The sequence below is a fragment of the Streptomyces sp. NPDC001920 genome, assembly GCF_053594495.1.
Genome location: NZ_JBSFEP010000027.1, coordinates 95301 through 121926 on the forward strand (window position 1 = coordinate 95301; position 26626 = coordinate 121926).

Annotated in this window: 22 protein-coding genes and 1 pseudogene; 13 read left to right on the plus strand and 10 right to left on the minus strand. The window is 72.6% G+C overall.

Features of this window, described 5'->3' with window-relative positions; genetic code table 11:
* Positions 1–38: 38 nt before the first annotated feature.
* Positions 39–1436: a DUF6421 family protein gene (locus ACWCPI_RS34690; RefSeq protein WP_388794846.1), complete on the minus strand. Its 1398-nt coding sequence runs from the start codon at positions 1434–1436 to the stop codon at positions 39–41.
* 398 nt (positions 1437–1834) lie between these two features.
* Between ACWCPI_RS34690 and ACWCPI_RS34695 the strand changes: the two genes are divergently transcribed.
* Positions 1835–2518, plus strand: a complete 684-nt coding sequence (locus tag ACWCPI_RS34695; RefSeq protein ID WP_451041925.1) for a glycerophosphodiester phosphodiesterase — start codon at positions 1835–1837, stop codon at positions 2516–2518.
* 15 nt (positions 2519–2533) lie between these two features.
* On the opposite strand, the gene ACWCPI_RS34700 is transcribed toward ACWCPI_RS34695, so the two are convergent.
* On the minus strand, positions 2534–3085 hold the full coding sequence (locus tag ACWCPI_RS34700) for a GNAT family N-acetyltransferase (RefSeq protein WP_451041926.1): 552 nt from the start codon (positions 3083–3085) through the stop codon (positions 2534–2536).
* 71 nt (positions 3086–3156) lie between these two features.
* Here ACWCPI_RS34700 and ACWCPI_RS34705 point away from each other — a divergent pair, with 71 nt between their 5' ends.
* Complete coding sequence (locus ACWCPI_RS34705) at positions 3157–3549, plus strand: VOC family protein (protein WP_451041927.1); 393 nt, start codon at positions 3157–3159, stop codon at positions 3547–3549.
* A gap of 1 nt (position 3550) precedes the next feature.
* Here ACWCPI_RS34705 and ACWCPI_RS34710 read toward each other — a convergent pair whose 3' ends face one another.
* Positions 3551–4465, minus strand: a complete 915-nt coding sequence (locus tag ACWCPI_RS34710) for an N-acetyltransferase family protein (protein ID WP_451041928.1) — start codon at positions 4463–4465, stop codon at positions 3551–3553.
* Between the two features lie 170 nt (positions 4466–4635).
* On the opposite strand from ACWCPI_RS34710, the gene ACWCPI_RS34715 reads away from it, so the two are divergent.
* Entirely contained in the window at positions 4636–5400 is a 765-nt protein-coding gene (locus ACWCPI_RS34715; protein WP_451041929.1) for a VOC family protein, read from the plus strand.
* 14 nt (positions 5401–5414) lie between these two features.
* On the opposite strand, the gene ACWCPI_RS34720 is transcribed toward ACWCPI_RS34715, so the two are convergent.
* Positions 5415–5951 carry a MarR family winged helix-turn-helix transcriptional regulator gene (locus tag ACWCPI_RS34720; protein WP_451041930.1) on the minus strand — a complete coding sequence of 179 codons (537 nt, stop codon included), beginning with the start codon at positions 5949–5951 and terminating at the stop codon, positions 5415–5417.
* A 401-nt stretch (positions 5952–6352) separates the two neighbouring features.
* Here ACWCPI_RS34720 and ACWCPI_RS34725 point away from each other — a divergent pair, with 401 nt between their 5' ends.
* The 5 genes and pseudogenes from ACWCPI_RS34725 to ACWCPI_RS34745 all read left to right on the plus strand — a co-directional run bounded on the left by ACWCPI_RS34725 (position 6353) and on the right by ACWCPI_RS34745 (position 10589).
* On the plus strand, positions 6353–6886 hold the full coding sequence (locus ACWCPI_RS34725; protein ID WP_451041931.1) for a DUF5134 domain-containing protein: 534 nt from the start codon (positions 6353–6355) through the stop codon (positions 6884–6886).
* 96 nt (positions 6887–6982) lie between these two features.
* Complete coding sequence (locus ACWCPI_RS34730; protein ID WP_451041932.1) at positions 6983–7918, plus strand: M56 family metallopeptidase; 936 nt, start codon at positions 6983–6985, stop codon at positions 7916–7918.
* A 356-nt stretch (positions 7919–8274) separates the two neighbouring features.
* Complete coding sequence (locus ACWCPI_RS34735; protein WP_451041933.1) at positions 8275–8946, plus strand: phosphatase PAP2 family protein; 672 nt, start codon at positions 8275–8277, stop codon at positions 8944–8946.
* Between the two features lie 67 nt (positions 8947–9013).
* Positions 9014–9697: pseudogene (locus ACWCPI_RS34740) on the plus strand (HAD family hydrolase); the annotation flags it as partial.
* Positions 9698–9902: 205 nt separating this feature from the next.
* On the plus strand, positions 9903–10589 hold the full coding sequence (locus tag ACWCPI_RS34745) for a TetR/AcrR family transcriptional regulator (protein WP_451041934.1): 687 nt from the start codon (positions 9903–9905) through the stop codon (positions 10587–10589).
* Here the strand turns inward: ACWCPI_RS34745 and ACWCPI_RS34750 are convergent.
* Positions 10577–12073 (minus strand): LVIVD repeat-containing protein, encoded by a 1497-nt coding sequence (locus ACWCPI_RS34750; RefSeq protein WP_451041935.1) that lies wholly within the window; start codon positions 12071–12073, stop codon positions 10577–10579. The genes ACWCPI_RS34745 and ACWCPI_RS34750 overlap by 13 nt on opposite strands.
* Before the next feature lie 64 nt (positions 12074–12137).
* Here ACWCPI_RS34750 and ACWCPI_RS34755 point away from each other — a divergent pair, with 64 nt between their 5' ends.
* Entirely contained in the window at positions 12138–12827 is a 690-nt protein-coding gene (locus ACWCPI_RS34755; protein WP_451041936.1) for a DUF305 domain-containing protein, read from the plus strand.
* Between the two features lie 36 nt (positions 12828–12863).
* Here ACWCPI_RS34755 and ACWCPI_RS34760 read toward each other — a convergent pair whose 3' ends face one another.
* Entirely contained in the window at positions 12864–13346 is a 483-nt protein-coding gene (locus ACWCPI_RS34760; RefSeq protein ID WP_451041937.1) for a DUF6214 family protein, read from the minus strand.
* 215 nt (positions 13347–13561) lie between these two features.
* Between ACWCPI_RS34760 and ACWCPI_RS34765 the strand changes: the two genes are divergently transcribed.
* Positions 13562–14905 carry an FAD-dependent oxidoreductase gene (locus ACWCPI_RS34765; RefSeq protein ID WP_451041938.1) on the plus strand — a complete coding sequence of 448 codons (1344 nt, stop codon included), beginning with the start codon at positions 13562–13564 and terminating at the stop codon, positions 14903–14905.
* 10 nt (positions 14906–14915) lie between these two features.
* On the opposite strand, the gene ACWCPI_RS34770 is transcribed toward ACWCPI_RS34765, so the two are convergent.
* On the minus strand, positions 14916–15269 hold the full coding sequence (locus tag ACWCPI_RS34770; RefSeq protein ID WP_451041939.1) for an ArsR/SmtB family transcription factor: 354 nt from the start codon (positions 15267–15269) through the stop codon (positions 14916–14918).
* A 122-nt stretch (positions 15270–15391) separates the two neighbouring features.
* Here ACWCPI_RS34770 and ACWCPI_RS34775 point away from each other — a divergent pair, with 122 nt between their 5' ends.
* Complete coding sequence (locus tag ACWCPI_RS34775; protein WP_451041940.1) at positions 15392–16471, plus strand: NADH:flavin oxidoreductase/NADH oxidase; 1080 nt, start codon at positions 15392–15394, stop codon at positions 16469–16471.
* A gap of 57 nt (positions 16472–16528) precedes the next feature.
* Here the strand turns inward: ACWCPI_RS34775 and ACWCPI_RS34780 are convergent, their stop codons facing one another.
* Positions 16529–20923, minus strand: coding sequence for an HAD-IC family P-type ATPase (locus tag ACWCPI_RS34780; protein ID WP_451041941.1), 4395 nt, complete (start codon positions 20921–20923; stop codon positions 16529–16531).
* 205 nt (positions 20924–21128) lie between these two features.
* The gene (locus tag ACWCPI_RS34785; RefSeq protein ID WP_451041942.1) at positions 21129–22451 is read right to left on the minus strand and encodes an extracellular catalytic domain type 1 short-chain-length polyhydroxyalkanoate depolymerase; all 1323 of its coding nucleotides are present in this window, start codon (positions 22449–22451) and stop codon (positions 21129–21131) included.
* Positions 22452–22881: 430 nt separating this feature from the next.
* Here ACWCPI_RS34785 and ACWCPI_RS34790 point away from each other — a divergent pair, with 430 nt between their 5' ends.
* A complete protein-coding gene (locus tag ACWCPI_RS34790) occupies positions 22882–23685 on the plus strand; it encodes a pectate lyase (protein ID WP_451041943.1) in 804 nt (267 codons plus the stop codon).
* A 147-nt stretch (positions 23686–23832) separates the two neighbouring features.
* On the opposite strand, the gene ACWCPI_RS34795 is transcribed toward ACWCPI_RS34790, so the two are convergent.
* A complete protein-coding gene (locus tag ACWCPI_RS34795) occupies positions 23833–24624 on the minus strand; it encodes a PaaX family transcriptional regulator C-terminal domain-containing protein (RefSeq protein WP_451041944.1) in 792 nt (263 codons plus the stop codon).
* A 74-nt stretch (positions 24625–24698) separates the two neighbouring features.
* On the opposite strand from ACWCPI_RS34795, the gene ACWCPI_RS34800 reads away from it, so the two are divergent.
* The gene (locus ACWCPI_RS34800) at positions 24699–26414 is read left to right on the plus strand and encodes an acyl-CoA dehydrogenase family protein (protein WP_451041945.1); all 1716 of its coding nucleotides are present in this window, start codon (positions 24699–24701) and stop codon (positions 26412–26414) included.
* Positions 26415–26626 lie beyond the last annotated feature (212 nt).

Sequence of the window (26626 nt, forward strand, 5' to 3'; positions counted from 1 at the left end):
CTGAGCAGTGTTCTCGGTCTCGCGGAAGACTTCGCCGCTCACGCGGCGATCCGCTCGGCGCCGTCCGCGGTGATGCCCTTGGTGGAGGCGATCACGTTCTTGAGCTTCTTGGACAGGGCCTCATAGAACATGCTCAGGGGAAACTCGTCCGGAAGCACGTCATCGACGAGCTTGCGCGGCGGCTGCGTCAGGTCCAGGGCGTCCGGGCCCTTGGCCCAGCGGGACCCCGGGTGCGGGGCGAGGTAGGTGGAGACGAGCTCGTAGCCGGCGAACCAGTGGACGAGCTTCGGGCGGTCGATGCCGTCGCGGTACAGCTTCTCGATCTCGGCGCACAGCTGGTTGGTGACCTGCGGGGCACGCTCCCAGTCGATGGCCAGCTTGTTGTCGGTCCAGCGGACGACGTCGTGCTTGTGCAGGTAGGCGAAGAGCAGCTGGCCGCCGAGGCCGTCGTAGTTGCGTACCCGCTCACCGGTGACCGGGAAGCGGAACATGCGGTCGAACAGCACGGCGTACTGCACGTCACGGGCCTGCGGGACACCGTCGGCCTGGAGCTTGACGGCCTCCTTGAAGGCGGTGAGGTCGCAGCGCAGCTCCTCCAGGCCGTACATCCAGAACGGCTGGCGCTGCTTGATCATGAACGGGTCGAACGGCAGGTCGCCGTGGCTGTGGGTGCGGTCGTGGACCATGTCCCACAGCACGAAGGCCTCTTCGCAGCGCTTCTGGTCGTGGACCATCGCCGCGATGTCCTCGGGCAGTTCCAGGCCCAGGATGTCGACGGCGGCGTCGGTGACACGGCGGAAGCGGGCGGCCTCGCGGTCGCAGAAGATGCCGCCCCAGCTGAAGCGCTCCGGGGCCTCGCGCACCGCGATGGTCTCGGGGAAGAGGACGGCGGAGTTGGTGTCGTACCCGGCCGTGAAGTCCTCGAACTTGATGCCGCAGAACAGCGGGTTGTCGTAGCGGGTGCGCTCCAGTTCGGCCAGCCAGTCCGGCCAGACCATACGCAGGACGACCGCCTCCAGGTTGCGGTCGGGGTTGCCGTTCTGCGTGTACATCGGGAAGACGACCAGGTGCTGCAGGCCGTCCGCGCGGTTCGCGGCGGGCTGGAAGGCCAGCAGCGAGTCGAGGAAGTCCGGCACCTCGAAGCCGGCCTCGGCCCAGCGGGTCAGATCCTTCACCAGAGCCTGGTGGTAGGCGGCGTCGTGCGGGAGCAGCGGGGAGAGCGCCTCGACGGCCTCCACGACACGCCGCACGGCTGCCTCGGCGGCCGAGCGCTCGGGCGCCCCGTCTGCCGCGAAGTCGATCGACCCGTCCTTGGACTGCCATGGCCGGATCCGCTCCACGGCGTCCTTGAGCACCGGCCATGCCGGGTGCTCAACCACCCTGGTCACGGGAGGAACCTGCTCCTCCGAAGCCGCCTGCACAAGAATTTCCGTCATGTCCCATCCTCCACGGGAGAACCTCGCGTATGGAGACCGTATACATATGACGTTTCATCCAGCAAGGGGAGGCTCGGGAAATTATCCTGCCCACCCGCAGGTTCACCGCACTTTTTCCTGTCGATCACCGAGTCTCGCGATTACTTCGGTTCCGAGTGGGCATACGCGGGGGCGCTCGGCAGGGCCGTACGAATCCGGTCAATCGGCGCGAGACTCGCCCACGCCCGGGTGACCGCCCGGGGCCCGTCGGCCAGCTACGGCATGTCCACCGTCGCAAACCGTGCGTACACGTGGGGTTCATCACGCGCCCCGGCCACTAGGCTGCGGCACGGCTGCGCGAACGTTCCGCTCCGGTTCGCGCGCTCCCCCCGCCGCCGTCGACGGAAGCGAGTTGAACCTTGAACTTCCTTACCATCGGTCATCGCGGAGTGATGGGTGTCGAACCCGAGAACACCCTCCGTTCCTTCGTCGCCGCCCAGCAGGCCGGCCTCGACGTCATCGAACTCGATCTCCACCTGAGCAAGGACGGCGCCCTCGTCGTCATGCACGACACCGACGTGGACCGCACGACCGACGGCACCGGCCCGATCGCCGACATGACCCTCGCCGAACTGCGCGCCCTGGACGCGGGGCGCGGCGAGCGGATCCCGGTCTTCGAAGAGGTGCTCGAAGCCGTGCGCTCGCCGCTCCAGGCCGAGATCAAGGACGTCGCGGCGGCACGGGCCCTCGCGGAGGTCATGACCAAGAAGGACCTCGTCTCCCGGGTCGAGGTGTCCTCGTTCCACGACGAGGCCGTCGCCGAGATCGCCCGGCTGGTGCCCGGGGTGCGGACCGCGCTGATCGCCAGCCGCTACGGCACCGACATCGTGGACCGTGCCGTCGAGGCCGGCGCGGCGACCGTCTGCCTCAACATCCGCCGGCTCACCCTGGAGGTCGTGGAGCACGCGCGCAAGGCCGACCTGAGGATCATCGGCTGGGTGGTCAACACCCAGGACCACCTGCGTCTGGTACGGGCCCTGGAGCTGGACGGCGCGACCACCGACTACCCGGAGATCAAGCGCACCGGCCGCTTCACGGCGTGAGCGGCCGCGGGAACGTCACACCAGCTCCTTGACCAGCAGCTCGAACTGCAGGTCGTCGCGCTGCGGAACACCGAAGCGCTCGTCGCCGTACGGGAACGGGGTCATCCGTCCCGTACGGCGGTAGCCGCGCCGTTCGTACCAGGCGATGAGGTCGTTGCGCACGGAGATCACGGTCATGTGCATCTCGCGCACGTCCCAGCTCGCGCGGGCCTGCCGCTCCGCCTCCGCGATGATCACCTTGCCCAGGCCGGCGCCCTGGAGCGCGGGGCTGACCGCGAACATCCCGAAGTAGGCGTGGACCCCCCGGTGTTCGAGCTGGCAGCAGGCGACGATCTCGCCGTCCCGTTCGACCGTCAGAAGCCGGCTGTCCGGCGACTCGACGACCGCGCGTACGCCTTCCGGATCCGTCCGCTGCCCTTCCAGGATGTCCGCCTCGGTCGTCCACCCCGCCCGGCTGGAGTCGCCGCGGTAGGCCGACTCGATCAGCGCGACCAGCGTGTCCACGTCGGCGTCGGTGGCATCACGGAAGGTGAGTCCGAAGGCGGCGGGGCTCGCGGCGGTTGTCATGGGGCGCTTCTCCACTTCTCGGGCGCGGCTCGGGCACCGCTGAGCGTAACCCGCCACTAGGCTCCGGCCGCATGGTGCACGTACTGAGCGGACGGACCCTGATCCAGCCCACCGACCCCGAGCGCTCCCGCGCCTTCTACGGCGAGCAGCTAAGCCTCGCCGTCTACCGGGAGTTCGGGACGGGACCGGATCGCGGCACCGTCTACTTCCTCGGCGGGGGCTTCCTGGAGGTCTCCGGCCGCTCCGACACGCCGCCGTCCGCGGCGGTGCGGCTGTGGATGCAGGTCGCGGACGTGGCGGCGGCGCACGAGGAGCTGCGGGGCAAGGGTGTCGAGATCGTGCGGCCGCCGGTGCAGGAGCCGTGGGGGCTGATCGAGATGTGGATCGCGGATCCGGACGGGACGCGGATCGTGCTGGTGGAGGTCCCGGCGGATCATCCCCTGCGGTACCGGCCGGGGATCTGAGTCATCCCGGGCGGTGTTCCCAGCCGCGGTCGGTGCGGGTGAGTTCCAGGAAGCCGGCCGTGGTGAGGCGGTCGATCATCGCGCGGTCGCCGGCCGACTCGTAGGCGAGGAGGCGGTCCGCACCGCACAGGCGAAGCCACTGCGCGGCCTGCCCGAGCAGCCAGCGCTCCACGCCCTCGCCGTACGCCGCCGGTTCGACGTGCAGATTGCCGATGTCGGCGAGGCCCGTGCCGCGGGTGTGGCGTTCGGGGCGGGACAGGGTCGTGTCGACCTCGATGAAACCGAGGGCGTGACCGTCGGCGTACGCCGTCAGGCGCGTGCCGCACTCCCCCAGCGTGCGCCGCACGCAGACGCCGGGCCGCGGCTCGTGGCGCGGCAGGTCGGCGACGGACGCGATCAGGATCACCTCGGTCCCGCCGGTGTGCCGGAAGCCCGCGCGTTCGTACCGGGCACGGATGTGCGGCCAGGCCCGGGGCAGGCCGTAGACGGCCGGAGCGGGCAGCTCGCCGCTCGCGTACCGGGCGCGCACGCCCCACCGGGCCAGCTGGGCCAGGCAGGCGCTCATCAGCAGGTCCCCGGCCTCGTCGGAGTCCGGCCAGAAGGAGGCAGGCGGACGGCAGACGAACCAGTCGATCTCGCCGATGTCCCGGTGTTCGGGGCCGACCTCGTCGTCCGCCCGGTAGCGCAGCAGATGGGCGGCGGCCACGACGTGGTCGCGCTGCTCGGCGACGAGGGTGGTCCGCTCGCTCACCCAGGGGTCGGTGATGAACTCGTCGGGCTGCCGCTCCAGGGCGCTGAGCACGGTGTTCACGGAGACGGAGACGCCGGGGACGACGGCCGCGACGTGCGCGTTGATCAGTTCGGTGAGCTGGTCGCGGTCGGCGCGGCGGAAGGGGCGCACCTGGGGCGCGGGCATGCGGGACCTCCGGTCGGGGGAACGGTGTCGGAAGGCCGCCACGCGGTGCTGCGGTACGGGTCGAGGGTACGGCGGTGGCGGTGGCCGGCTCCAGGGGTTTTCGCCGGATGGCCGGGGTTCGGGGCGGGGCTTAGCGTGCTGAGGGGGTGCTCCACTGCGGAAGGAACGCCATGAAGCTCGACAAGCCGGTGACCGGTGGGCCCTGCTGGACCGAGCTCGGGACCTCCGACCTGGCCGGGGCCGAGCGGTTCTACGAGGCGTTGTTCGGCTGGCGCACGCAGACCGACCCGCGGCAGGAGGCGGGCGGCTACGCGATCGCGCATCTGGGCGAGGCGGCGGTGGCCGCGCTCGCCCCGCTGTACCAGGAGGAGCAGCCCGTGGCGTGGAACGTCTCCTTCGCGGTGCCGGACGCGGACGCGGCCGCGGCACGGGTGACCGAGGCCGGCGGTTCGGTCCTGCTCGGCCCGATGGACGTCTTCGACGTGGGCCGCTTCGCGGTGGCCGTGGACCCCACGGGCGCGGTCTTCCAGCTCTGGCAGGCGCGCACCTTCCCGGGCGCGGGGCTGCTCAACGCGCCCGGCTCGCTGGGCTGGGTGGAGCTGATGACCCGGGCGCCCGAGCGCGCCGTGGACTTCTACACCACCGTGTTCGGCTGGAGCGTCAACGCCTCTGAGCACTACACGCAGTGGGGCGTCGACGGCGCCGACTTCGGCGGCATGGTGGCGATGGACGACAAGTTCCCGCACGAGGTGCCCGCGCACTGGCTGCCCTACTTCGCCGTGGCGGACGTGGACGACACGGCCGCCGACGCCACCGAGGCGGGCGGCACCGTCCTGATGGATCCCACCTCCGTCCCCGAGGGGCCGCGCATCGCCATACTGCGGGACCCGCAGGGGGCGATGTTCGGCGTGTACCGGGCGGCCGACGAGAGGTGAGCGGCCCGCCCGGGTCAGACGCGCAGCGCTCCCAGCCGCCCTTCCAGCTGGCCGAGCAACTCGCCGAGGCGGACGGCGAGCTCGTGCTGCCCCTGCCGGTCCAGGCCGGACAGTACGTCCGTCTCGTACGCGAGTTGCTCGGGCAGCGTGCCGTCGACGAGTTCCCGGCCCGCGTCCGTGAGCCGGACGTGGGCGACCCGGCGGTCCCGGCTGTCGCCGCGGCGCTCCACCAGCCCGCGTTCGGTGAGCTGCTTGAGGCGTTTGGTGACGGCGGCGCCCGAGGAGAACGTCTCACGGGCGAGTTCGCTGGGGGTCAGCTCATGGCCGGTGCGGCGCAGCGCGCCGAGCAGATCGAACTCGGGGCGGCTGAGGCCCGCGCGGCGCAGCGGGGCGTCCTCGGCCTGCTGGAGGAGGGCGGCGCAGCGGTTGATGCGGCCGATGATCTCCATGGGGGCGGTGTCGAGGTCCGGGTGGACGGCCTGCCACTGCCGGACCACCGCGGCAACCGTGTCCCGCTTCGTCCCGGTCGGCCCGCCGTTCGTCGCCGTCATGGCCGTACGTCCTCCGTCGTGTCGCCTGTGCGCTGGTCCGGGTACGGTCCGTGCGTCCGTCCCGTGGCCGCGAGCGTACGGGGTCCCGGACGCTGCGTGCGCACGACCCGCGGCCGCGCCCGGTCGCGGACGGCAAGGGCGGCGGCGAGCCCGGCCGGGACGCCGGGCAGGGTGTCCACGAGGCGCGGATTCGGCCATCGTGGGCATCGCCGGGTCCAGCCGGTCGGCCACGAACGGGAGGGGCGGGCGGGGCAGTTTCACTCGCAAAGGATCTGCTCGGGTGTCCGCTGCCCTGACGCGCTCCCCCGGATGCTCCCCGCGTACATCCTTGCGCTCGCGTGCGCGCCGCACGGCCTGGGCATCGACGCACTGTCCGAGACCGCCGAGCGGGGAGGGTGCGCGTGCACGGACCGGTGTCGCTGGGCTGGCTGCTGGTCGCGCTGTGTGCGGCGACCGGGGCCTACTGCGTGCTGCGGATGCGCAGCCAGGTCGAGGAGCAGCGCCGGGCCGCGGGCGGCGAGGCCCTCATGGGGTTCGGGATGGCCGCGATGGCGGTGCCCGCCGCGGTCTTCACCCCGCCCTCGTGGGCCTGGCCCGTCTACGCGGTCGTGTTCGGCGCGGCGGCGCTGCACGCGCTGTGGTCGGCGCGGGCGGGCGCTCACCACCTGCACCACCTCGTGGGCGCCGTGGCCATGGTCTACATGGCGGTCGCCATGGCCGTCTCGCCGCACGGGGGCGGGCACGGCGGCTCCGGCATCCCGCTCGTGACGGGCGCCCTGCTCCTGTACTTCACGGGATACGTGCTGCTGTCCGGCGTCCGGCTGGTGCCGGTCCCGGCCGGCGGCGGGCTCGCGTGGGGCGACCGGCCGGAGCTGGCGCGGGCCTGCAGGCTGTCGATGGGCATCGCGATGGTGGCGATGCTGCTGACCCTCTGACGCGGGGCCCGGCGGGCCGTACGAGGCCGTGGTCTGCGTCACTTCGGCGGGGCCGTCCGTACCCCTGAGCGGTACCGCGCTCATAGGGTGCTGTCCATGATGGTCCCCGCGGCACTGCTGCTGCTCGGCGCCCTGACCGCCGTGGTCGCCCCTCGGCTGATCGCCCGGGCCGACTGGCCGGACCGTGAACCGGTGGTCGCCCTGTGGGTCTGGCAGTGCGTGGTGGCGGCCGTACTCCTGTGCTGCGCGCTGTCCATGACGCTCAGTGCGGCGGCCGCCTGGCAGGTGGTGCGCGGCCATGTGTTCGCTCCGGCGCCCAGTGCCGTCGTGGAGGCGTATGCGCACGGTGTGGGCCACCCCTGGGCGGCGGCGACCGCGGTGGCACTCGCGTGCGGCGGGCTGTGGACCGTGGCGATGCTGGTGCGCGAGGTCGGACGCGCCCGTGCCCGGCGCAGGCGGCGGCGGACCGAACTCCTCGTCCGCGCCCCGCTGTTGCCCGGTGAGGAGCCCGGCAACGACCGGCTGGTGATCCTGGAGGGCCAGCGGCCGGACGCCTGGTGGTTGGCGGGCACGGCACCTCGCCTGGTCATCACCACCGCGGCGCTGCGCCGCCTGAAGGGGCGGCAGCTGGACGCCCTGCTGGCCCATGAGCAGGGGCACGCACAGGCCCGGCACGACTGGCTGCTGCACTGCTCGGCCGCGCTGGCGGACGGGTTTCCGCAGGTGCCGGTGTTCGCCGCGTTCCGCGACGAGATCCACCGCCTGGTCGAACTCGCCGCCGACGACATGGCCTCCCGCCGCTTCGGCCGGCTGACCACCGCCCTCGCCCTGGTCGAACTCAACGAGGACCGGGGCGTGTTCGGCCCCTGCCCGACCCCGCAAGCGCAGGTGCCGCAGCGGGTGAACCGGCTGCTCACTCCCCCGGACCGGCTCCCGGCGGGCCGTCGGCTCCGACTGACGGCGGCGGCGGCGCTGGTGCCGGTGGTGCCGGTGCTGGTGGCGTTCGGGCCCGGGCTGCGGGCGCTGGGCTAGCGTCCGCCGTCCGGACGCCGGCACGGCCCGCACGCCGGGCCCTGGTGGAGCCGCCGCCGAGCGGCCGAGCCGACCTTCTCGCCGGGCAACTGGGACCCGGGCGTTCTCCCCCGGCAGCCGAGACCAGTCGGCGTTCACGCCACCAGGGCCTGGCGTTCGGGCCGTCCCGGCCGGCATCCGCGCCGCAAGACCCGCCGCCGCACCCGTCACCGAACCGGCCCGAACGCTCTTGTGCGCAACAGCCGCGCCGCCCCACCCGGCCATGGGACCACTCGGCCGGCCTCCCGCGGTGGCCGGCGTCGCAATCACAACCCCGGCATTGGCGTCCCGCCCCACCGATCGGCGAGGATCGCAGTATGCGCACCCAGTCCGTCGAGTCCCCGCCCGCCTCCCCGGCCGAGCGCCGAGTCGTCCCCTGGGCCGGTGCCCTGGCCCTGTGCTTCGCACTGTTGCTCGCCCTGGTGGCGGTGCGCTGGTACCCGTTGACGTCCCTGGACGGCGACATCGCCCGGACCACGCACCGCTGGGCGGTCCAGGAGTCCGGTGTCACGCAGGCGTTCCGCATCCTGACGGACTGGGTCTGGGATCCCTGGACGATGCGCCTGCTCTGCGGGCTGGTCGCGGTCTGGCTGGTGTGGCGCAGAGCGGCCCGGTGGACCGCCGTGTGGCTGGTGGCGACCTGTGTGCTCGCCTCGGTGGTCCAGCAGACCCTCAAGGCCACGGTCGACCGCCCCCGCCCCGTCTGGCCCGACCCCGTCGACTCCGCCCACTACGCCGCCTTCCCGTCCGGCCACGCCATGACGGCCACCGTGGTCTGCGGTCTCCTGCTGTGGCTGCTGCGCCGCCACGGCACCGCCCCGGCCCTGTGGCGCGCTGCGGTCGCCGTGGCCGCGGTCTCCGTGCTGGGCGTCGGTCTGACCCGGGTGTGGCTGGGCGTCCACTGGGCCACCGACGTCGTCGGCGGCTGGCTGCTGGGCACGCTGGTGGTGGTGCTGGCCGTGAGGGTGCACGTCAGGCGACAGAGCTGAATCGTCCGTTTGTGCGGTGTCGGCGATCTTCCGGCAGGGCGCGGCACGGCGCCGTAAGATCCGCTGCATGACCGCCGTCCTGTTCGATTTTTCCGGAACCCTCTTCCGTGTCGAGTCCACCGAGGCCTGGTTGCGCGGAGCACTCGCCGAGGCGCAGATCGAGCTGGACGAGGCCGACTTGACCGAGGCGGCACTGGCGCTGGAGACGATGGGCGCGCTTCCGGGCGGGGTGAACCCCTCCTGGCTGCCCGAGAACGTCGCGAGCGTGTGGGGCGTGCGGGACAAGAGCGCGGAGCTGCACCGGGCCGCCTACACCGGCCTGTCCCGGCATGTGCCGCTCCCCGACGACCGGTTGCACGACATGCTGTACGACCGCCACATGACCCCGGCCGCGTGGACGCCGTACCCCGACACCGCCGAAGTACTGCAGGCGCTGCGCGAGCGGGGCATCGGTGTAGGGGTGGTCAGCAACGTCGGCTGGGACATCCGCCCGGTGTTCCGGGAGCACGGTCTCGATCGTTACGTGGACGCGTACGTGCTGTCGTACGAGCACGGCATCCAAAAGCCCGACCCGCGCCTGTTCACCCTCGCCTGCGCGGCGCTCGACGCCGCCCCGGAGCAGGTCGTCATGGTCGGCGACGATCGCCGGGCGGACGGCGGCGCGGCAAGCCTCGGGTGCGCGGTGCACTTCGTGGATCATCTGCCGGCGGCGCAGCGGCCCGACGCGCTGCGACCGGTCCTGGATCTGGTGGGCGTCGTCCCGCTGGGGAACGGCAGCGAGCCGAGCCGCAACAAGTGGCTTCAGGCCTCCACCGACCCCGGAAACGCCCACCCGCCTCGGACGATCCCCCGTGTCGCCCGAGGCAGGGAGCAGCCCTGACCAGGCCGTACCCACGGCTGGGCCGGACGTCACCGAGTATAGTTGGCTGGCAGCCAGTCAACGCAGGAGTTACAGCATGTCCCCGCGCAGCGCCTCGGTCAATGAAGAGCTGCGGCGGCGTTCCCGCGAACGGCTTCTGCACGCCGCGGTGGAACTGGTCGGCGAGCGGGGCTTCGAGGCCACGACGCTGGGCGACATCGCGGACCGGGCCGGTTCGGCGCGCGGTCTGGTCTCGTACTACTTCCCCGGCAAGCGCCAACTGGTGCAGTCGGCCGTGCACCGGCTGATGCACCGCACGCTGGAGGAGGCGCTGGAGCGCGAGCCGCGCACCGAGGACGGCCGGGAGCGGATGGCCAGGGCCATCGACGCGGTGCTGGGCCTGGCCCGGGACCGGCCCGTGCTGATGCGCCAGCACATGGCGGGGATCCTCCAGGCGGAGGGTTTCGTGCAGTGCCCGGAGCAGCGGCGCCTGGCCGAGCTGCTGCGCGACACCTGTGCGCGGCACGGTTCGCCGGACGTCGACGCCGACTACCCGATGCTGCGCGCCCTGCTGATGGGCGCCGTCTACGCGGCCCTGGTGCCCGGGGTGCCGATGCCCGTGCCGGTGCTGCGGGCCGAGTTGTTCAAGCGCTACCGGCTGGACTGGGAGATGGGAGTCCCGCCGGACTCGCAGGCCGGGCCCGGCGGGACGTGCGACACGGATCTGTCGCGGTTCTTCGCGACCGGGACTTCCCCCGGCCGCCCGGACCGTCAGTCGAAGTAGTCCGGCTGGGTCTGGACGTTCAGCTCACGCATCCTGACCCAGCGGGCCGGGTCGGTGCGCCGGTCGTCGATCTTCAGGACGTCGAAGCCCCGGGCGTACTCGTTCGAGTAGATGTAGCCGTTGTAGTAGTACGCCGACCACGAGCCGCCCGACTTGATGGTGTCGGTGGTGAGCGGTCCCCGGTCGAAGTAGGCGATCTCCTTCGGGTTGTCGGAGTCGGTGAACTCCCAGACGGAGACGCCTCCCTGGTACCAGGCCTGGACCATGAGGTCGCGGCCCTTGACCGGGATCAGCGAGCCGTTGTGGGCCACGCAGTTCTCGGTGTCCGCCTGGTGGCGGGGGATCTTGAAGTAGCTGCGGAAGACCAGCTTGCGCTTGTCGCCCTTGCCGACGATGTCGTAGATGCCGTCGGCTCCCCGGTCCGGGCCGATCTGCGCGTTACAGGTGGCCGCGCTGCCGCCGCCGAGCTCGTCGGTGAAGACGACCTTGTTCGCCTTCTGGTTGAAGGTCGCCGAGTGCCAGAACGCGAAGTTCTTGTCGTCCCGCACCTGGTCGATGACCTTCGGGTGCTCCGGGTCCTCGATGGACAGCAGGATGCCGTCGCCCATGCAGGCACCGGCGGCCAGGTCCTGGGAGGGCAGCACCGTGATGTCGTGGCAGCCGGTCGTCTTGCGGACGCCGCCGGGCGGACCCGGGTTGCCGCCGCCGTCCGGCCCCTCACCCGGGAACAGCACCGGGAAGTTCACGACCGCCGCCTTCTCGGGGGCCTTGCGCGGCACCTTGATGACGGAGATGCCGTCGTGCGGGGGCTGGCAGTCGGGGTAGGTGGCGTCCGGCGCGTACGAGGAGACGTAGACGTAGACGTTCCTCCGCTCGGGAACCAGCGTGTGGGTGTGCGAGCCGCAGGCGGTCTCGACGGCGGCGACGTACCGGGGGTTCGTCTTGTCGCTGATGTCGAAGACCTTCATGCCCTCCCACGACGACTTCTCGGTCGCGGGCTGGGTGGTGCTGTTGCAACTGCTGTCGCTGCGCGAGGAGTCGGTGGACAGGAACAGCAGGTCACCGGAGACGGAGATGTCGTTCTGCGAGCCGGGGCACAGGACCTGCGCGACCGTCTTCGGCGACCTCGGGTCGCTGATGTCGAAGATGCGGAAGCCGTCGTAGTTGCCGGCGAAGGCGTATCTGCCCTGGAAGGCGATGTCCGAGTTGGTGCCCTGGAGGACGTCCTTGGGGACGTGCGCCAGGTGCTGGATGTTGGCGGAGTGGACGATCTCGTGCTGACCGGGTATCTCACCGTCCGCGAGCGCCTCGCGGACCTCTTGCCGGGTGCTCTCGGAGACTTTCTGCTCCGCGACGGGACCGTCCCCGGGGTCGGGGGTCGCGGCAGCCGGCTGCGCGGTCAGCAGCGCGGCCAGGAGCCCGGCTGAGGCCGTGACAACTGCCAGGCGTCTGCGCCGCGTTCGGGGATTGCTGAACAGGATCACTGTTTTCCTCCCTGGTGCCGTTCGCACTGGAACGGTTCACGCACGCCCGAGTATGGTCCTTACCATGCACATTTCAAGAGCGTGCAAGGAACATGGAGCGAAGCCGTCCCGTCGCCGGGCGCGCTTCGCCACCGCCGCACTGGCCGCCCTGACCGTGCTCGTGCTCGGTGGCTGCGACTCCGGATCCGACCCCGAACCGGCCGCGGGAAGCGGTCCGTCGGTGATCGTGCCGGGCAAGCCCGGTGAGGCGAACCGGAAACTGTCCGCCGAGGAAGCCGCACGCGGGCGCGCCGAGGACGACTCCCCCAACTCGGCGGACGTCGCCTACGCGCGGATGATGATCGAGCACCACGAGCAGGCGCTGGAGATGACCGAACTCGCCCCGGACCGAGCCGAGTCGACGGCCGTCGAGAAGCTCGCCGAGCGGATCGCCGCCGCGCAGGGACCGGAGATCTCCGCCATGAAGGGCTGGCTCAAGGCCCACGGGAAGGGCGGGAAGGCCGAGAAGGGCCACCATGAGCACGCGTCGATGCCCGGCATGGCGACCGAGGCACAGCTGCGGAAGCTGCGCGCCGCGCGGGGGGAGGCGTTCGACCAGTTCTTCCTCACGCTGATGATCACCCATCACGACGGCGCCATCACCATGGCCACCGAGGTGAAGGGGCAGGGCAACAACATCCAGATCGAGGAGATGGCCGACGAGGTGGTGGCTCAGCAGACGAGCGAGATCACGCGGATGCGGGACATGCTCTGACGGCCGCTGCCGGTACGTACGCCGCCGGGGCCGCCCTCAACGGCCGGCCCGGCGCCGCGTCAGGAAACCGGCGTCCCGCGCCTGCCCGATCAGCCTGAGCGACTTCCGGCGGCTCTGGCCCGTCGCGCTCATCACCGCGAGGACGGGGTCGGCTCCCGCGGCCTGGGCCGCGCGGTACTGCTGCGCGACGAGCCACCGGCCCTCCACGCCCCGCGGCCAGTCCGGCCGGACCAGGCCGGCCCCGGCCTCCGCGCCGCCCGGATCGCCGGCGTCCGCCTCGGTACCGCCGACGGCGGCCCCGATCCCGCACGCGTCGCAGAGCGGGTCCTCGATCCAGTCGGCGAGCGCCGCGAGGTCGTCGAGGGACAGCGCGGGCTCGGCCCGTACGTCCTCGATGGACACGCAGCCCGCGCTCACCACGGCGTGCGCATCGACATGGGCACCGTCGCCGAACTCCAGCCGGACCCCGAACCAGGTCGTGGCGCCGGCGTCGTCCCGCACTTCCCACGCGGGCCACACGGAGACGGCACCCTCCGTCGGGCGACGATCGGAAAGATTAAGAAAGGATGCTTCCAGCACGCACGGAACGTAACCGCATGATCACACTCCATACGAACGAACACGCGCCCCGTACGGCGCACAGCACCCTGTCAGCGGAGCGGCGGCGGTGCGATGCTGGAGGTGAGAGCGACTCCTGAAGATCCCCGAAGACTCCTCGGACAAGGAGTTCCGCCGTGTTTCGTGTCGCCGTCGTAGGCTCCGGACCGAGCGGGTGTTACACCGCCCAGAGCCTGGTCCAGCAGGATCCCGAGGTGCTCGTCGACGTCCTGGACCGGCTGCCGTGCCCGTACGGCCTGGTGCGGTACGGGGTGGCACCGGACCACGAGAAGATCAAGTCACTGCAGAACAACCTGCGCACGGTCCTGGAACACGAGCGGGTGCGGTTCCTCGGCGGTGTCCAGATCGGGTCGGGCGGGGTGCCGGCCGCACGGCTGCGGGAGCTGTACCACGCGGTGGTGTACTGCGTGGGCGCCGCCACCGACCGGCACCTGGGCATTCCCGGCGAGGATCTGCCGGGCAGCTGGTCGGCGACCGAGTTCGTGTCCTGGTACAGCGCACACCCGGACTCCGTCGACGACGGGTTCGTACGCGGCGCACGGTCGGCGGTGGTCATCGGGGTGGGAAACGTCGCGGTGGACGTCACGCGGATGCTGGCGCGGAGCACCCCGGAGCTGTCCCCCACCGACATGCCGCAGGCGGCCCTCGCCACCCTCGCCGAGAGCCGCGTCACCGACATCACCATGGTGGGCCGACGCGGCCCGTCGCAGGCCCGGTTCACCACCAAGGAGCTGCGGGAGCTGGGCACCCTGCCGCAGACCCGGGTGTCCGTGGACCCGCGGGACCTGGCGCTGGATCCGGCGTGCGCCGACCCGTCCGCGCTGCCCGCCGCGCAGCGCCGCAACGTGGAGGTGCTGCGCGGCTGGGTCGCAGCCCCGGCCCAGGACTTTCGGCACCGCATCCGTCTGCGCTTCTTCCTGCGCCCCGTCGAACTCCTCGCCGAGGCCGGACGGGTGGGCGCGGTGCGCTTCGAACGGACGGCCCCCGACGGGCGGGGCGGTGTGACGGGCACCGGCCGGTACGAGGAGATCGAGGCCCAGTTGGTGCTGCGTTCGGTGGGCTATCGCGGAGTGCCCCTGGAGGGGCTGCCGTTCGACACGGCGACCGGCACGGTGCCGCATCTGGCCGGGCGAGTGCTGCGTGAGGACCTCGTGGCACCCGGCGAGTACGTGGCCGGCTGGATCAAGCGGGGACCGACCGGGGTCATCGGCACCAACCGTTCGGACGCCAAGGAGACGGTGACGTCCCTGCTGGAGGACGCCGACGTACTCGTACACAAGGAGGTGCCCGAGGAACCGCTGACGGCCCTGCGCGCCGCGGGTGTCGAGCCCGTGGAGTGGTCCGGCTGGCAGGCGATCGAGCGCGCGGAGGCGGCACTCGGGGCTTCCCTGGGGCGCGGGGTGGTCAAGCTCCCCGACTGGGAGTCACTGCTGATCGCCGCGCACGAGGACGTCCTGTGACCCGGCCGGTTCAGGCGTCGTCGAGGCGGACGGTCTGCCGGGCGGCGGCGTCGAGGAGTGCGTCCAAGAGCCCCGGGAAGAGGCCGTCCAGGTCGTCCTTGCGCAGGCCGTTCATCTTGGCCGTGCCCCGGTAGATCTGCCGGATCACACCGCTCTCGCGCAGCACCCGGAAGTGGTGCGTGGTGGTGGACTTGGTCACGGGCAGGTCGAACTGCGAACAGGAGAGCTCGTCGCCGACGGCGGCGAGCTCGCGCACGATCTGCAGCCGCATCGGGTCGGACAGCGCGTGCAGCACGCCTTCGAGACGGATCTCCTCGCGCGCCGGGTGCGGGAGGTCTCGGCTGCTGACAGCGGGGCTGGTCACGGCGGCTCCACTTCGCTCGGGTGCCTCTCATTGTACGAGAGGCATCGTAGTTTGACACTTGCCGTACTACGATGCCTATCGTACGAGTCGACGACTGGTCCCCGTGACGAATGGAGTCCGACGTGAGTGCGCTCTTCGAGCCCTGCACCCTGCGCGGTGTGACGATCCCGAACCGGGTGTGGATGCCGCCGATGTGCCAGTACTCGGCCGCCCCGCAGGGGCCCGGCACGGGCGCCCCCGACGACTGGCACTTCGCGCACTACGCGGCCCGCGCGGCCGGCGGGACGGGCCTGATCATCGTCGAGGCGACGGCGGTGGGCCCCGAGGGCCGGATCTCTCCGTACGACCTCGGCATCTGGAACGACACCCAGGTCGAGGCGTTCCGCCGGATCACCCGGTTCCTGGTGTCCCAGGGCACGGTGCCGGCGGTCCAGCTGGCCCACGCCGGCCGCAAGGCGTCCACGGACCGGCCCTGGAAGGGCGGCGCGCCCGTCGGGCCGGACGCTTACGGATGGCGGCCGGTGGCGCCGAGCGCGCTCGCGTTCGCGGACGGGCACCCGGTGCCGAGCGAGCTGACGGTCGCCGGGATCCAGCGGATCGTGGGGCAGTTCGCGGACGCCGCCCGCCGGGCGCTCGCCGCCGGCTTCGAGATCGCGGAGATCCACGGCGCCCACGGCTATCTGATCAACGAGTTCCTGTCCCCGTACTCCAACCACCGCACCGACGAGTACGGCGGCTCGTACGAGAACCGCACCCGGTTCGCACTGCAGGTCGTGGACGCCGTACGAGAGGTGTGGCCGGACGACAAGCCGCTGTTCTTCCGGATCTCGGCGACGGACTGGCTGGAGGAGGGCGGCTGGACCGCCGACGACACCGTCCGCTTCGCGGCCGACCTCAAGGCCCACGGCATCGACCTGCTCGACGTCTCGACCGGCGGCAACGCCTCCGGCGTCCGCATCCCCGTCGGGCCGGGCTACCAGGTGCCGTTCGCCGCGCGGGTGAAGGCCGAGACCTCGCTCCCGGTCGCCGCGGTGGGCCTGATCACCGACGCCGAGCAGGCCGAGAAGATCATCGCCAACGGCGAGGCGGACGCCGTACTGCTCGGGCGTGAGCTGCTGCGCAGCCCGTCCTGGGCACGGCATGCGGCACGCGAGCTCGGCGGCCACGTGCACGTGCCCGACCAGTACCACCGTTCCGTCTGAGACGCCGCGGAACCGGCTGGGCGGAGGCGTCGCCCAGCCGGTACCGCCGACGCCGCGTCAGCGCAGGGGCGCCGGCAGGTAGCGGACCATCAGCCGCTCCAGCTGCGGCAGGGCCCGCTGTCCGGCCACCGCGAGCGCGATCGACGCGGCGACACCCGCCCAGGCGAGCGGACCGAGCGGCGTGCAGCCGAAGAGGTGGCTGATGCCCGGCGTCTCGACCAGGGCGACGAGGGCGGCTCCGGAGCCGAGTGCGGTGGCACGGACCAGCGGGCTGCTCCGGCGGTCCGCCAGGGTCTGGGCCAGCTGGGTGCCGACCACCGCGCACAGGGCCATCGTGGTGGAGCGGCGGGCCGTACCAGGGGTGAAACGGCCGATCAGCCAGGCGGCCGTCGCGCCCAGCGTGGTGGTCAGTGCGCGGTGCCGGATCTTGCGGATCAGGGGGGCGCCGAGCAGCGAGGCGCCGAGGGGTTCGGTCGGGGGCGCGGACCGCCCGGCTTCCGCCTCCGGACCCGCGGACACCTGCTGCGTGGTCGGCTCCGCCTCCGGACCCGCGGACACCTGCTCCGTGGTCGGCTCCGCCTCCGAGTCCTCCGGCTCCTTCGGTGTCACCGCCACCGCCATGGCAGGGAACAGGTCGGTGAACAGGTTCACCAGCAGCATCTGGCGGGTGGACAGCGGCGCCGCGCCCGACAGGAGGGTGCCGAGCAGGCCGAAGCCCACCTCTCCCGCGTTGCCGCCGATCAGGATGGCGATGGCGTCGGCGACGCTGTGCCACAGCGCCCGGCCCTCGCCCACCGCCTCGACCAGGACGGTCAGATCACCGTCGGTGAGGACCAGGTCGGCGGCGTTGCGGGCGGCCGCCGAGCCGCGCGCGTTGATGCCGACGCCGATGTCGGCGGCACGGATGGCGGCGGCGTCGTTGGCGCCGTCACCGACCATGCCGACCACCCGGCCGGCGTCCCGCAGCGCCTCGACGACCTGAAGCTTCTGCTCGGGCGCGACCCGGGCGACCACGCCCATGTCGCTCAGCATCCGGGCCCGCGCCTCCCGGTCCGCGGACGCCAGTTCGTCGCCGGTGACCACACCGGTGTCCTCGGGCCAGCCCAGTTCGGCGGCGATCGCCCGCGCCGTCTGCGGATGGTCGCCGGTCAGCATGACGGGCCGTACGCCCGCGTTGCGCAGGCCCTCGACGAGAGCCGTGGACGTCTCGCGCGGTACGTCGGCGAGGGCCAGCAGACCGGTGAACTCCAGCTTTTCCAGGGGCTGTTCCAGTACGTCCGCCGCCTGCTCCGTCTCTCGCAGCCGACGCCGGGCCACCGCGAGGACCCGCAGTCCGTCGGCGGCGAGCGTGTGCGCCGCCTCCGTCGCCGACTCGGGCAGGTCGACGCAGGCGGGCAGCACCGTCTCGGGGGCGCCCTTGACCACGAGTACGGCGGCGCCGTCCTGCGCCCGGCCGACGGCGGCGGCGTAACCACGGCCGGCCTCGAACGGCAGGCCCTCCGCCTGGGACCACTCCGGGTCGTCGGGGGCGGCGTCCAGGACGGCCTCGTCGGTGGCGTGCACGGGCCGCTCCGAGCCGCCGTTGAACTGCGGGCAGGCACGTGCCGCGGTCCGCAACGTGGTGTCGCCCTCGCTCTCGTGCGGTTTGCGGATCGTGCCGCCGGCGTCGGTGACCCGGACCAGGCGCAGCCGGTTCTCGGTGAGCGTGCCGGTCTTGTCGAAGCACACGGTGTCCATCCGGCCGAGCGCCTCCAGGGTGCGCGGGGCCCGGACGAGGACTCCGCGGCGGCTCAGCCGCCGGGCGGCGGCCAGCTGCGCCACGGTCGCCACCAGCGGCAGCCCCTCCGGCACCGCGGCCACCGCCACGGCCACGCCGCCGCTGACCGCCTCGCGGATCGGCGTGCCGCGCAGCAGCGACAGGGCCGTCACACCGGCACCGCCCGCGAGGGTCAACGGCAGGGCCTTGTCGGTGAGTTCGCGCAGGCGGGCCTGTACTCCGGCGGACGGTGGCGTGCGGGCGGCCAGGGACACGGCCCGGGAGGACTCCGTGCGCTCACCGGTGTCCACCACGACGGCCCGCGCCTGCCCCGCCACCACGGTCGTGCCCTCGAACACCATGCAGCTGCGGTCGGGCACGGCGGCGTCGGGCGTCGGGTCGGTCGCCTTGTCGGCCGGCAGGGACTCCCCGGTCAGCGCCGACTCGTCCACCTCCAGGCCGTCCTCCCACAGCAGACGGGCGTCGGCGGGCACCACGTCGTCCGCGCGCAGCTCGATCACGTCGCCGGGGTGGAGCTTGGCGGCGTCCACGAGGTGCGAGCGGGACTCCGGCTCCTCGCCCGCGACGCGCGCCTTCTGCTTCTGCTTGGCCAGCAGACCGGACAGGGCCCGTTCGGCCCGCATCCGCTGGACGCCGCCGACGAGCGCGTTCAGGTCGAGCGCGCCCACGACCAGCAGGGCGTCCACGACCGAGCCCAGGATCGCCTCGGCGGCCGAGCCCACGGCGAGTACCGGGGTGAGGGGGTCGTCGAGTTCGCCGCGCACGGCACGGGCCAGCTGCAGCGGCCCGCTCAAGGGCGCGAACACCCGCTTGCGCCCCATGGCCTGGAACGCCTTGCGCACCCGGTCGGTTGCCTGCTCGGGCATACTCGGCTCCGCGTCCGCCTCGTGCTCACGCTCCAGCCGCTCGCGGACCTCGGTGGGTTCCAGTTCGTGCCAGGCCACACGCGGCCGGGGATGCGGTGCCCGGGCCGCCGCCACGCCCAGGGCCGCCCGCACACCGGTCAGCAGGGCCCAGGCCGCGCTCACGTCGACCGGTGTGTGCCGGATCCCGGGCCACGGCGTGGGGCGGCCGCGCCTGGACTTGCCGATCGCCACCAGGAGTCCGGACAGGGCGGCTCCGGACCGTGCCAGGACCTGCGACCTGCGGCCGACCCCGCGTGCGGCCGGAACCGCCCGCAGCAGCCGCCACACGTCGGCCAGGCCGTGCGGGGCGAGCACGTCCGCGCCCCAGACGAGGGCTCCGTCGCGGTCGGTGAGGACGACGGCCACGTCACCGGCGAGCAGCCCCTCGAACACGGCCTCGTCGTCGGGCCCCGGCCGCGCCACCGTGACGACCACGGCGTCGTCGGCCCGCAGCGCCCCGACCACCTCGCCGAGCGAGCGCTCGCCGCTGACGACCTGGTCGGCGAGGTTGGTGAAGTCGGCCAGGGCGGGATCGTTCACCATCACCACGCGAAGGCCCGCCCGCCGGGCCGCGTCCAGGACGGTCTCCGCCCACGGGTCCGCTCCCGCTCCGGGCGTCCGCAGCGCGCTGGGGTGCAGCACGACCGTGTCGGCCATCTCCAGCTGCGCCAGCCGCTCGGTGTCCCGCACCAGCACGCCGGTTCGGGACAGCGCGGCGCTCAGGACGGCGTGGAAGGCGGCGGGGCCGTAGCGCGCGGCCTTGGGTGAGCCCGCGAGCACCGCCTCGGCCGCCTCGGTGCCGTCGTGCTTGACCAGCAACGTCGCCACCGCGCCGACGAGACTGCCGGTCTCGGCGTGGGCGGCGTACTCCTGGGCCGGGGATGTGCGCAGCGGCGGGCGCGGGCAGTGGTCACCGGCCACGCTGCACCGCTCGGGCAGGCAGACCTCGTCGTGGACCATGTCGAAGGCGGCCGCGCGGGCCACCGTGTCGGCGAGTTGGAGCGAGCGCAGCGAACCGTCCAGCACCAGCGCGGTCGGGGTCCGGCCGGCGCCGTGCACGGCCGCGTTCGCGGCGGCCATCACCAGGTCCATGCGGGTCCGGCCGAGGCGCGCCCGCAGCCATCCGCGAAATCGCGGGTTCTCCCGCAGCAGTGTGACAAGCGCGGTCACCGACCGGGGGGTGGTCGGCAGGCGCAGGCCGTACCCGATGAACGCGGCCGCGATGCCGAGCCCGTCGGCGGCGAGCGTCGCGGCGGCGGCCCGCACCCCGGCGGGGTCGGCGGGGTGCGGGATCTCCTCCACCGACTCGTCCAGCTGTGCCAGTCCGTGACGGGCCGCGATCTCGGCGGCCTTCTCGATCACGTGGTCGCTGACCGACTCCTCGACGGCGGTCACCACCAGCCGGCGCAGTCCGCCGTCCCAGTACGCGAGGGCCACGTCGGGCCGTTCCAGCAGGGCCTCGGCGACCCGGCGGGCGGCCCGTTCCGTCCCGCCCGCCCGCTTCACGCGGTCGGGCTCGTCGGGGCGCAGCGCCAGGTGCACACGGGTGCCGGACCGCCAGGGGCGGGGGCGCAGAGGCAGCGTGTTGCGGGCGACCCGCACGACACGTGCCGCCGTGTCGACGCTCTTCACACCGGCCCGGGCCGTTCCGGCCACGGCGCCCGCGGCCGCTCCCACAGCGGGTGCGGCTCCTCTGACCAGCAGCCGCGGTCCGGCCGCGACCATTCCGGCCGCGGCAGCCGTCGGACGTGTGAGCAGCCCAAGAACCATCGCTCGCCCTCTTCACCTCGGTCGGCGTCGTCTTCCGCGCGGACCCGGGTTCCCGCAAAACGCCATGTCATCCGCCTGCGCGCGATCCGGTGGGGCACGCCGGGGCGACCGCGGGCAGAGGCCGAGCACGACGGGGTGAAGCCGGGCGGGAGGAAGGCGCGGGGCGGGCGGCACGTCCGGTGGGCGTGCCCGACGCCCCGGCACGTCAACCGACCGTGCAGACGGCCCCGTTGAGGGTGAAGGAGGCAGGCTTCGCGCCGTTGCCCGTGTGGATCGCCTGGTAGCCGATGCCGACGCTCGCTCCTGGCGCGAGCGTGGCGTTGTACGAGGCGTTGGTCGCGGTCACCGCGCCGGAGGCCGGGGTGTACGCGGCTCCCCAGCCGTTCGTGATCGTCTGGCCGGCGGGCAGGGTGAAGCCGAGCCGCCAGCCGTTGATCGCCGTGGTGCTCGTGTTGGTGATCGTCAGGGAGGCGGTGAGACCCGTGCTCCAGGCGTTGGTGTCCGCGGTCACCTTGCAGGCGCCGGGTTGGGGCTGGGGGGCGGGGCCGCCGCGGTCCAGGCCGAAGAAGGTGAGGACGCGGGCGGCCATGCCGGAGCCGTACAGGTTGTGGCCGACGCCCTGGAGGCTGATCGCCTCGACGGGGGCCCGGTCGCCGGTGCCGCCGTAGCGGGTGCGGGTCCAGCCGGACTGGGGGGTGTCGGTGGCGGCGGGGGTCTGTCCGACGCCTTGGACGTTCGTCCACTGCTTGATCTCTTCCCGGAAGTTCGGGTAGCGCAGGACGTCGTCCTCGGTGCCGTGCCACAGCTGCATGCGTGGCCGGGGCCCGGTGTACCCGGGATGGGCGCCCCGCACCAGTTCGCCCCACTTCTGGGGGCTGCGGCTGACGGTGCCGTTCGCGCAGGCGCTGTTCCACTCGGAGCCGTCGGCGGTGGCGAAGCAGCCGAAGGGAACGCCTGAGAAGGCGGCTCCGGCGGCGAAGACGTCGGGGTAGTCCCCGAGCAGGACGTTGGTCATCATCGCGCCGGAGGAGATACCGGTGGCGAAGATCCGCTTCGGGTCGGCGTCGTAGGTGCGGGTGACCCAGTCGACCATGGACTTGATGCCGACCGGGTCGCTGCCGCCGCCGCGTCTGAGCGCCTGGGGCGAGGACACGTCGAAGCACTTGCTGCTGCGGGTGACGGACGGGTAGATCACGACGAACCCGTACTGGTCCGCGAGCGTGTCGTACTCGGTGCCGTGGTACATGTCCGGGCCGGATCCGGTGCACCAGTGCACGGCCACCAGGACGGCCGGGTCGGCGGTCACGCTGTCCGGCACGTACAGATACATGCGCAGGTCGCTGGGGTTGTCGCCGAAGTCCGTGACCTCGGTGAGCGCCGCGGTGGGGAGGACGTCGGCGCTACCGGTACGGGCGGTGGCCGCGGGGGCGGTGACGAGCAGGGCCGCGAGCAGCGGCAGGAGGGCGGCACACAGCACGGCCAGCGCACGCAGCGGTCCTGCGGCGGGGATGCGGGGGGTGGGGGGCACGTCCTTGTCCCTTCGCACGCGTTCGGGAGCCGGCGTCTGCTCGCCCGCTCCGGGGAAGGCATCGAGGGCATGGTGGCATGGACACGTCCACCATGGAAGCGCTCCCACGAGTGTCAGGCGAGAGCCCTCACCCACGCCTCGCCCGACTGACCCTCTCCTGCGCGAAGCGTTGACTAGAAAGCGCTTGCCCTCTACGTTCCGTTCAGCAGAGCGACCGGCAGCACAGCGCCCTGTCCCCCACGCAGCCACTCCGTCGGACTCAACGTTTCGCTCGCCAAACAAAGTTCAACTACATGAACCCACGCGTCGCCCGCCACCGCAGCGGTGCCGACGCACACGCCGACCTGCGGCGCACGATCCCGGCGGAGCCGCTACCGGGATCTCACAGGCCGGCGCCGAACCCCTCGCATCGCGACAGAAGGAACGGGACATGACTTCTGCGACCCGACCGCGCGCCCGCACACGCGCACCGGGCGGCGCCCTGACCGCCCTCGGTCTCACCATTGGCATGATCATGACCATGAATGCCGCCACGGCGAGCGCCGCCACCTGGCCGACCCCCAACGGCAGCGAACCGGTCACGGACACCATCAAGATCTCCGGTACCAAGGACTACGGGATGAAGCGCCTGTACGGCGCCGGGGCCTTGGGCGGGGACGGTCAGGGCGAGGGCCAGAAGCCGATCCTCGAACTGGCTCCCGGTGCCGTCCTGAAGAACGTCATCCTCGGCAGGCCCGCCGCCGACGGCATCCACTGCAAGGGCAGCTGCACTCTGCAGAACGTGTGGTGGGAGGACGTCGGCGAGGACGCCGCGACGTTCCGCGGCGAGTCGTCGTCCAACGTGTACACCGTCACCGGCGGCGGCGCGCGGGACGCCGCCGACAAGGTCTTCCAGTTCAACGGCGCCGGTACGCTGAACGTGTCGAACTTCTCGGTCAAGAACTTCGGCACCTTCGCCCGCACCTGCGGCAACTGCAGCAAGCAGTACAAGCGGACGATCAACCTCAGCAACATCGAGGTGAACTGGAAGGGCAGCCGGATCGTCGGCATCAACACCAACTACAGCGACGTCGCGACCCTGCGGAACATCACGATCGTCGGGGACAGCAGCCGGAAGATCATTCCCTGCCAGAAGTGGATCGGCAACAGCAGCGGCCAGGAGCCGAAGGAGAACGGCACCGGGCCCGACGGCACGTACTGCAAGTACTCGACGTCCGACATCACCTACAGGTGACCGCGCGGCAGTGGGACGGGCCGTTCGAAGCGTCCCGCACGGCGCTTCGAACGGCCGCCGCGTCATGCGGGGCGCCCGCCGGGCGGTCGTGCGCGGTAGCCGACGCTCCGCTCCCACGCGGGCGGACACCCGCGGGCCGCTCCCTTGTCAGCGCACACCCCTTCCACCCCTTCCGGCCGCCCCCTTGCCGCCGTCACGCACCAGTGCCACCTCCGACAACTCCTGCCGGTAGTCCGCGTAGGCCGCTCGCAGCCGTCCGCCGGGCCAGTCGGCCGGAAGGAGCTCGGACGGCAGTACCGGGTCGGCCAGGAGGTGCCGTACGACCGCCGCGAAGGCGGTGAAGCGGTCGGACGGGCGGCGGGCACCGGCGACATGGGTGAGCAGGGCGTGCCCCGTACCGGTCCAGGCGTCCAGCGGCCACAGCCGCGCGGCCAGCTCGCGCGCCGGGCGGTCGGGGCGGGCCGTGCAGCACTCGGCCACCCGGTCGACGCCGGCCGGCAGGGGGCGCAGGAGGTTGGCCGGCCGCAGCCAGACGCCCTCCCGCAGTTCGGCGAGCCGCAGGCGGGTCAACTCGCCGCGCAGTTCGGCCCGTTCGGCTGGCCCGCGGCCCGTGGCGGTGACCACGACCATCTCCCAGTCGCCGCTCCAGGGACGGGTGCTGGGGTGGACGGCGTCGTCCTGGCGCCGCTGGCGTTCCAGGAGCCGGTCGCTGAGCCGGTAGACCGTGTCCGCGCGCCGCAGGTCACCGGCCGCGACCATCCGGCTGAGCGCGGCCCGCACGGTGGAGCCCGCGACGCCGAACGGCTCCACACCGCGCACCAGGTCCTTCACCGGCAGCTCGGGCGGGTGCAGCCCCAGCAACAGGCTCAGGACGACCGAGCGGGCGGACAGCGGGCGAAGCTCCACCTCGACGGCCGGCATGGACGTGTTGTTCGGCATGGCCACGACTCTACGAGGCGGGAGAGCGTATTACAGGATTGCTGCGACCGCAGCGTGAGTGCAACACTGACGGTATGGTCTCGATACTCGCGCAGGAGCAGTCCGGTGCCGCGCAGGAACGTTCCGGAGTCGCGGCGGAGCACCCCGGGAGGTACGCCACCCACGACGTCACCAACCAGCCCCCTCCCCTGGCTCCGTACGACGCGTCCGAGGACACGGCCCTGCTCGAAGGGCTGCGCCGCGAGGGGGCGGCGTGGGCCGAGGAGGACATCCGCCGGCTCGGCCTGCGGGCCGGGAGCGTCGAGGCGCAGGAGTGGGGCGAGCAGGCCAACCGGCACGAGCCGGAACTGCGGACGCACGACCGGTACGGCCACCGCGTCGACGAGGTCGAGTTCCATCCGAGCTGGCATAGCCTCATGCGCGTGGCCGTCGCCGAGGGCCTGGCGGCGGCACCCTGGGCGGACGAGCGGCCCGGCGCCCACGTCGCCCGGACCGCCGGCGGCCTGACCTGGGGGCACACCGAGGCCGGGCACGGCTGTCCGACGTCGATGACGTACGCCGCCGTCCCCGTGCTGCGTCGGCAGCCCGAGCTGGCGAAGGTCTACGAACCCCTGCTGACCAGCCGGGAGTACGAGCCCGGCCTGCGCGTCCCGACCGAGAAGCGGGGCCTGCTCGCGGGTATGGGGATGACCGAGAAGCAGGGCGGCTCCGACGTACGGACCAACACCACGACGGCGATGCCGACCGCGGAGCCCGGCGTGTACACGCTGCGGGGCCACAAGTGGTTCACCTCGGCGCCCATGTGCGACGTCTTCCTCGTACTGGCTCAGGCTCCTGGCGGTCTGTCCTGCTTCCTCGTGCCGCGCGTCCTGCCCGACGGCACCCGCAACACCTTCCGCATCCAGCGTCTGAAGGACAAGCTGGGCAACCGCTCCAACGCCTCCTGCGAGCCGGAGTTCGACAGGACCGTCGCCTGGCTGGTCGGTCCCGAGGGACGGGGCGTCAAGACGATCATCGAGATGGTGAACTGCACCCGGCTGGACTGCGTGATGTCGTCGGCGACGCTGATGCGCAAGACGCTGGTGGAGGCGGGGCACCATGCACGGCACCGCAGCGCGTTCGGCGCGCGGTTGGTCGACCAGCCGCTCATGCGCAACGTCCTCGCCGATCTCGCCCTGGAGTCCGAGGCCGCCACGACGCTCACCCTGAGGCTGGCCGGAGCGGCCGACCGGGTCGTGCGAGGGGACGACGCGCAGGGCACCGAGGCGGCGTTCCGCCGGATCGCCACCGCCGTCGGCAAGTACTGGGTCACCAAACGGGGTCCGGCCTTCACCGCCGAGGCCCTGGAGTGCCTGGGCGGCAACGGCTATGTCGAGGACTCGGGCATGCCCCGCCACTACCGGGAGGCTCCGCTGCTGTCGATCTGGGAGGGGTCGGGCAACGTCAACGCCCTCGACGTCCTCAGGGCGTTGACCCGGGAACCGGCCACCACGGAGGCGCTCCTGTGCGAACTCGCCCTGACCGAAGGCGCGGACGCCCGGCTGGACGCGGCGGTGACCCGTCTGAAGGGCCTGCTGGCCACCGGCTCCGAGGCCGGTGCGCGACGCCTGGTCGAGCAGATGGCCCTGACCCTTCAGGCCTCCCTCCTGGTCCGCCACGCCCCCGCGCCCGTCTCCGACGCCTTCTGCGCCACCCGACTGGGCGGCGACTGGGGGCACGCCTTCGGGACGTTGCCCGAGGCGGCGGACGTGGACGCGATCTTGGAGAGGGCGCTGCCGGGCGGGGAGTGAGGCGAGGGTCCGGACCTCGGATCGCTCGGATGTCCGAGGCCGGTGACAGGGCAGGCAAGGAACCCTGGGCGGCCCCGCGGCCACGGCGGGGGGGGGGCGGGGGGGCGGGGGGCCCCCCCCCCCCCCCCCCCCCCCCCCCCCCGGCGGCCCCCCCCCCCCCCCCCGCCACCCCCCCCCCCCCCCCACCCCCCCCGCCGGGCGGCGGCGCGGCC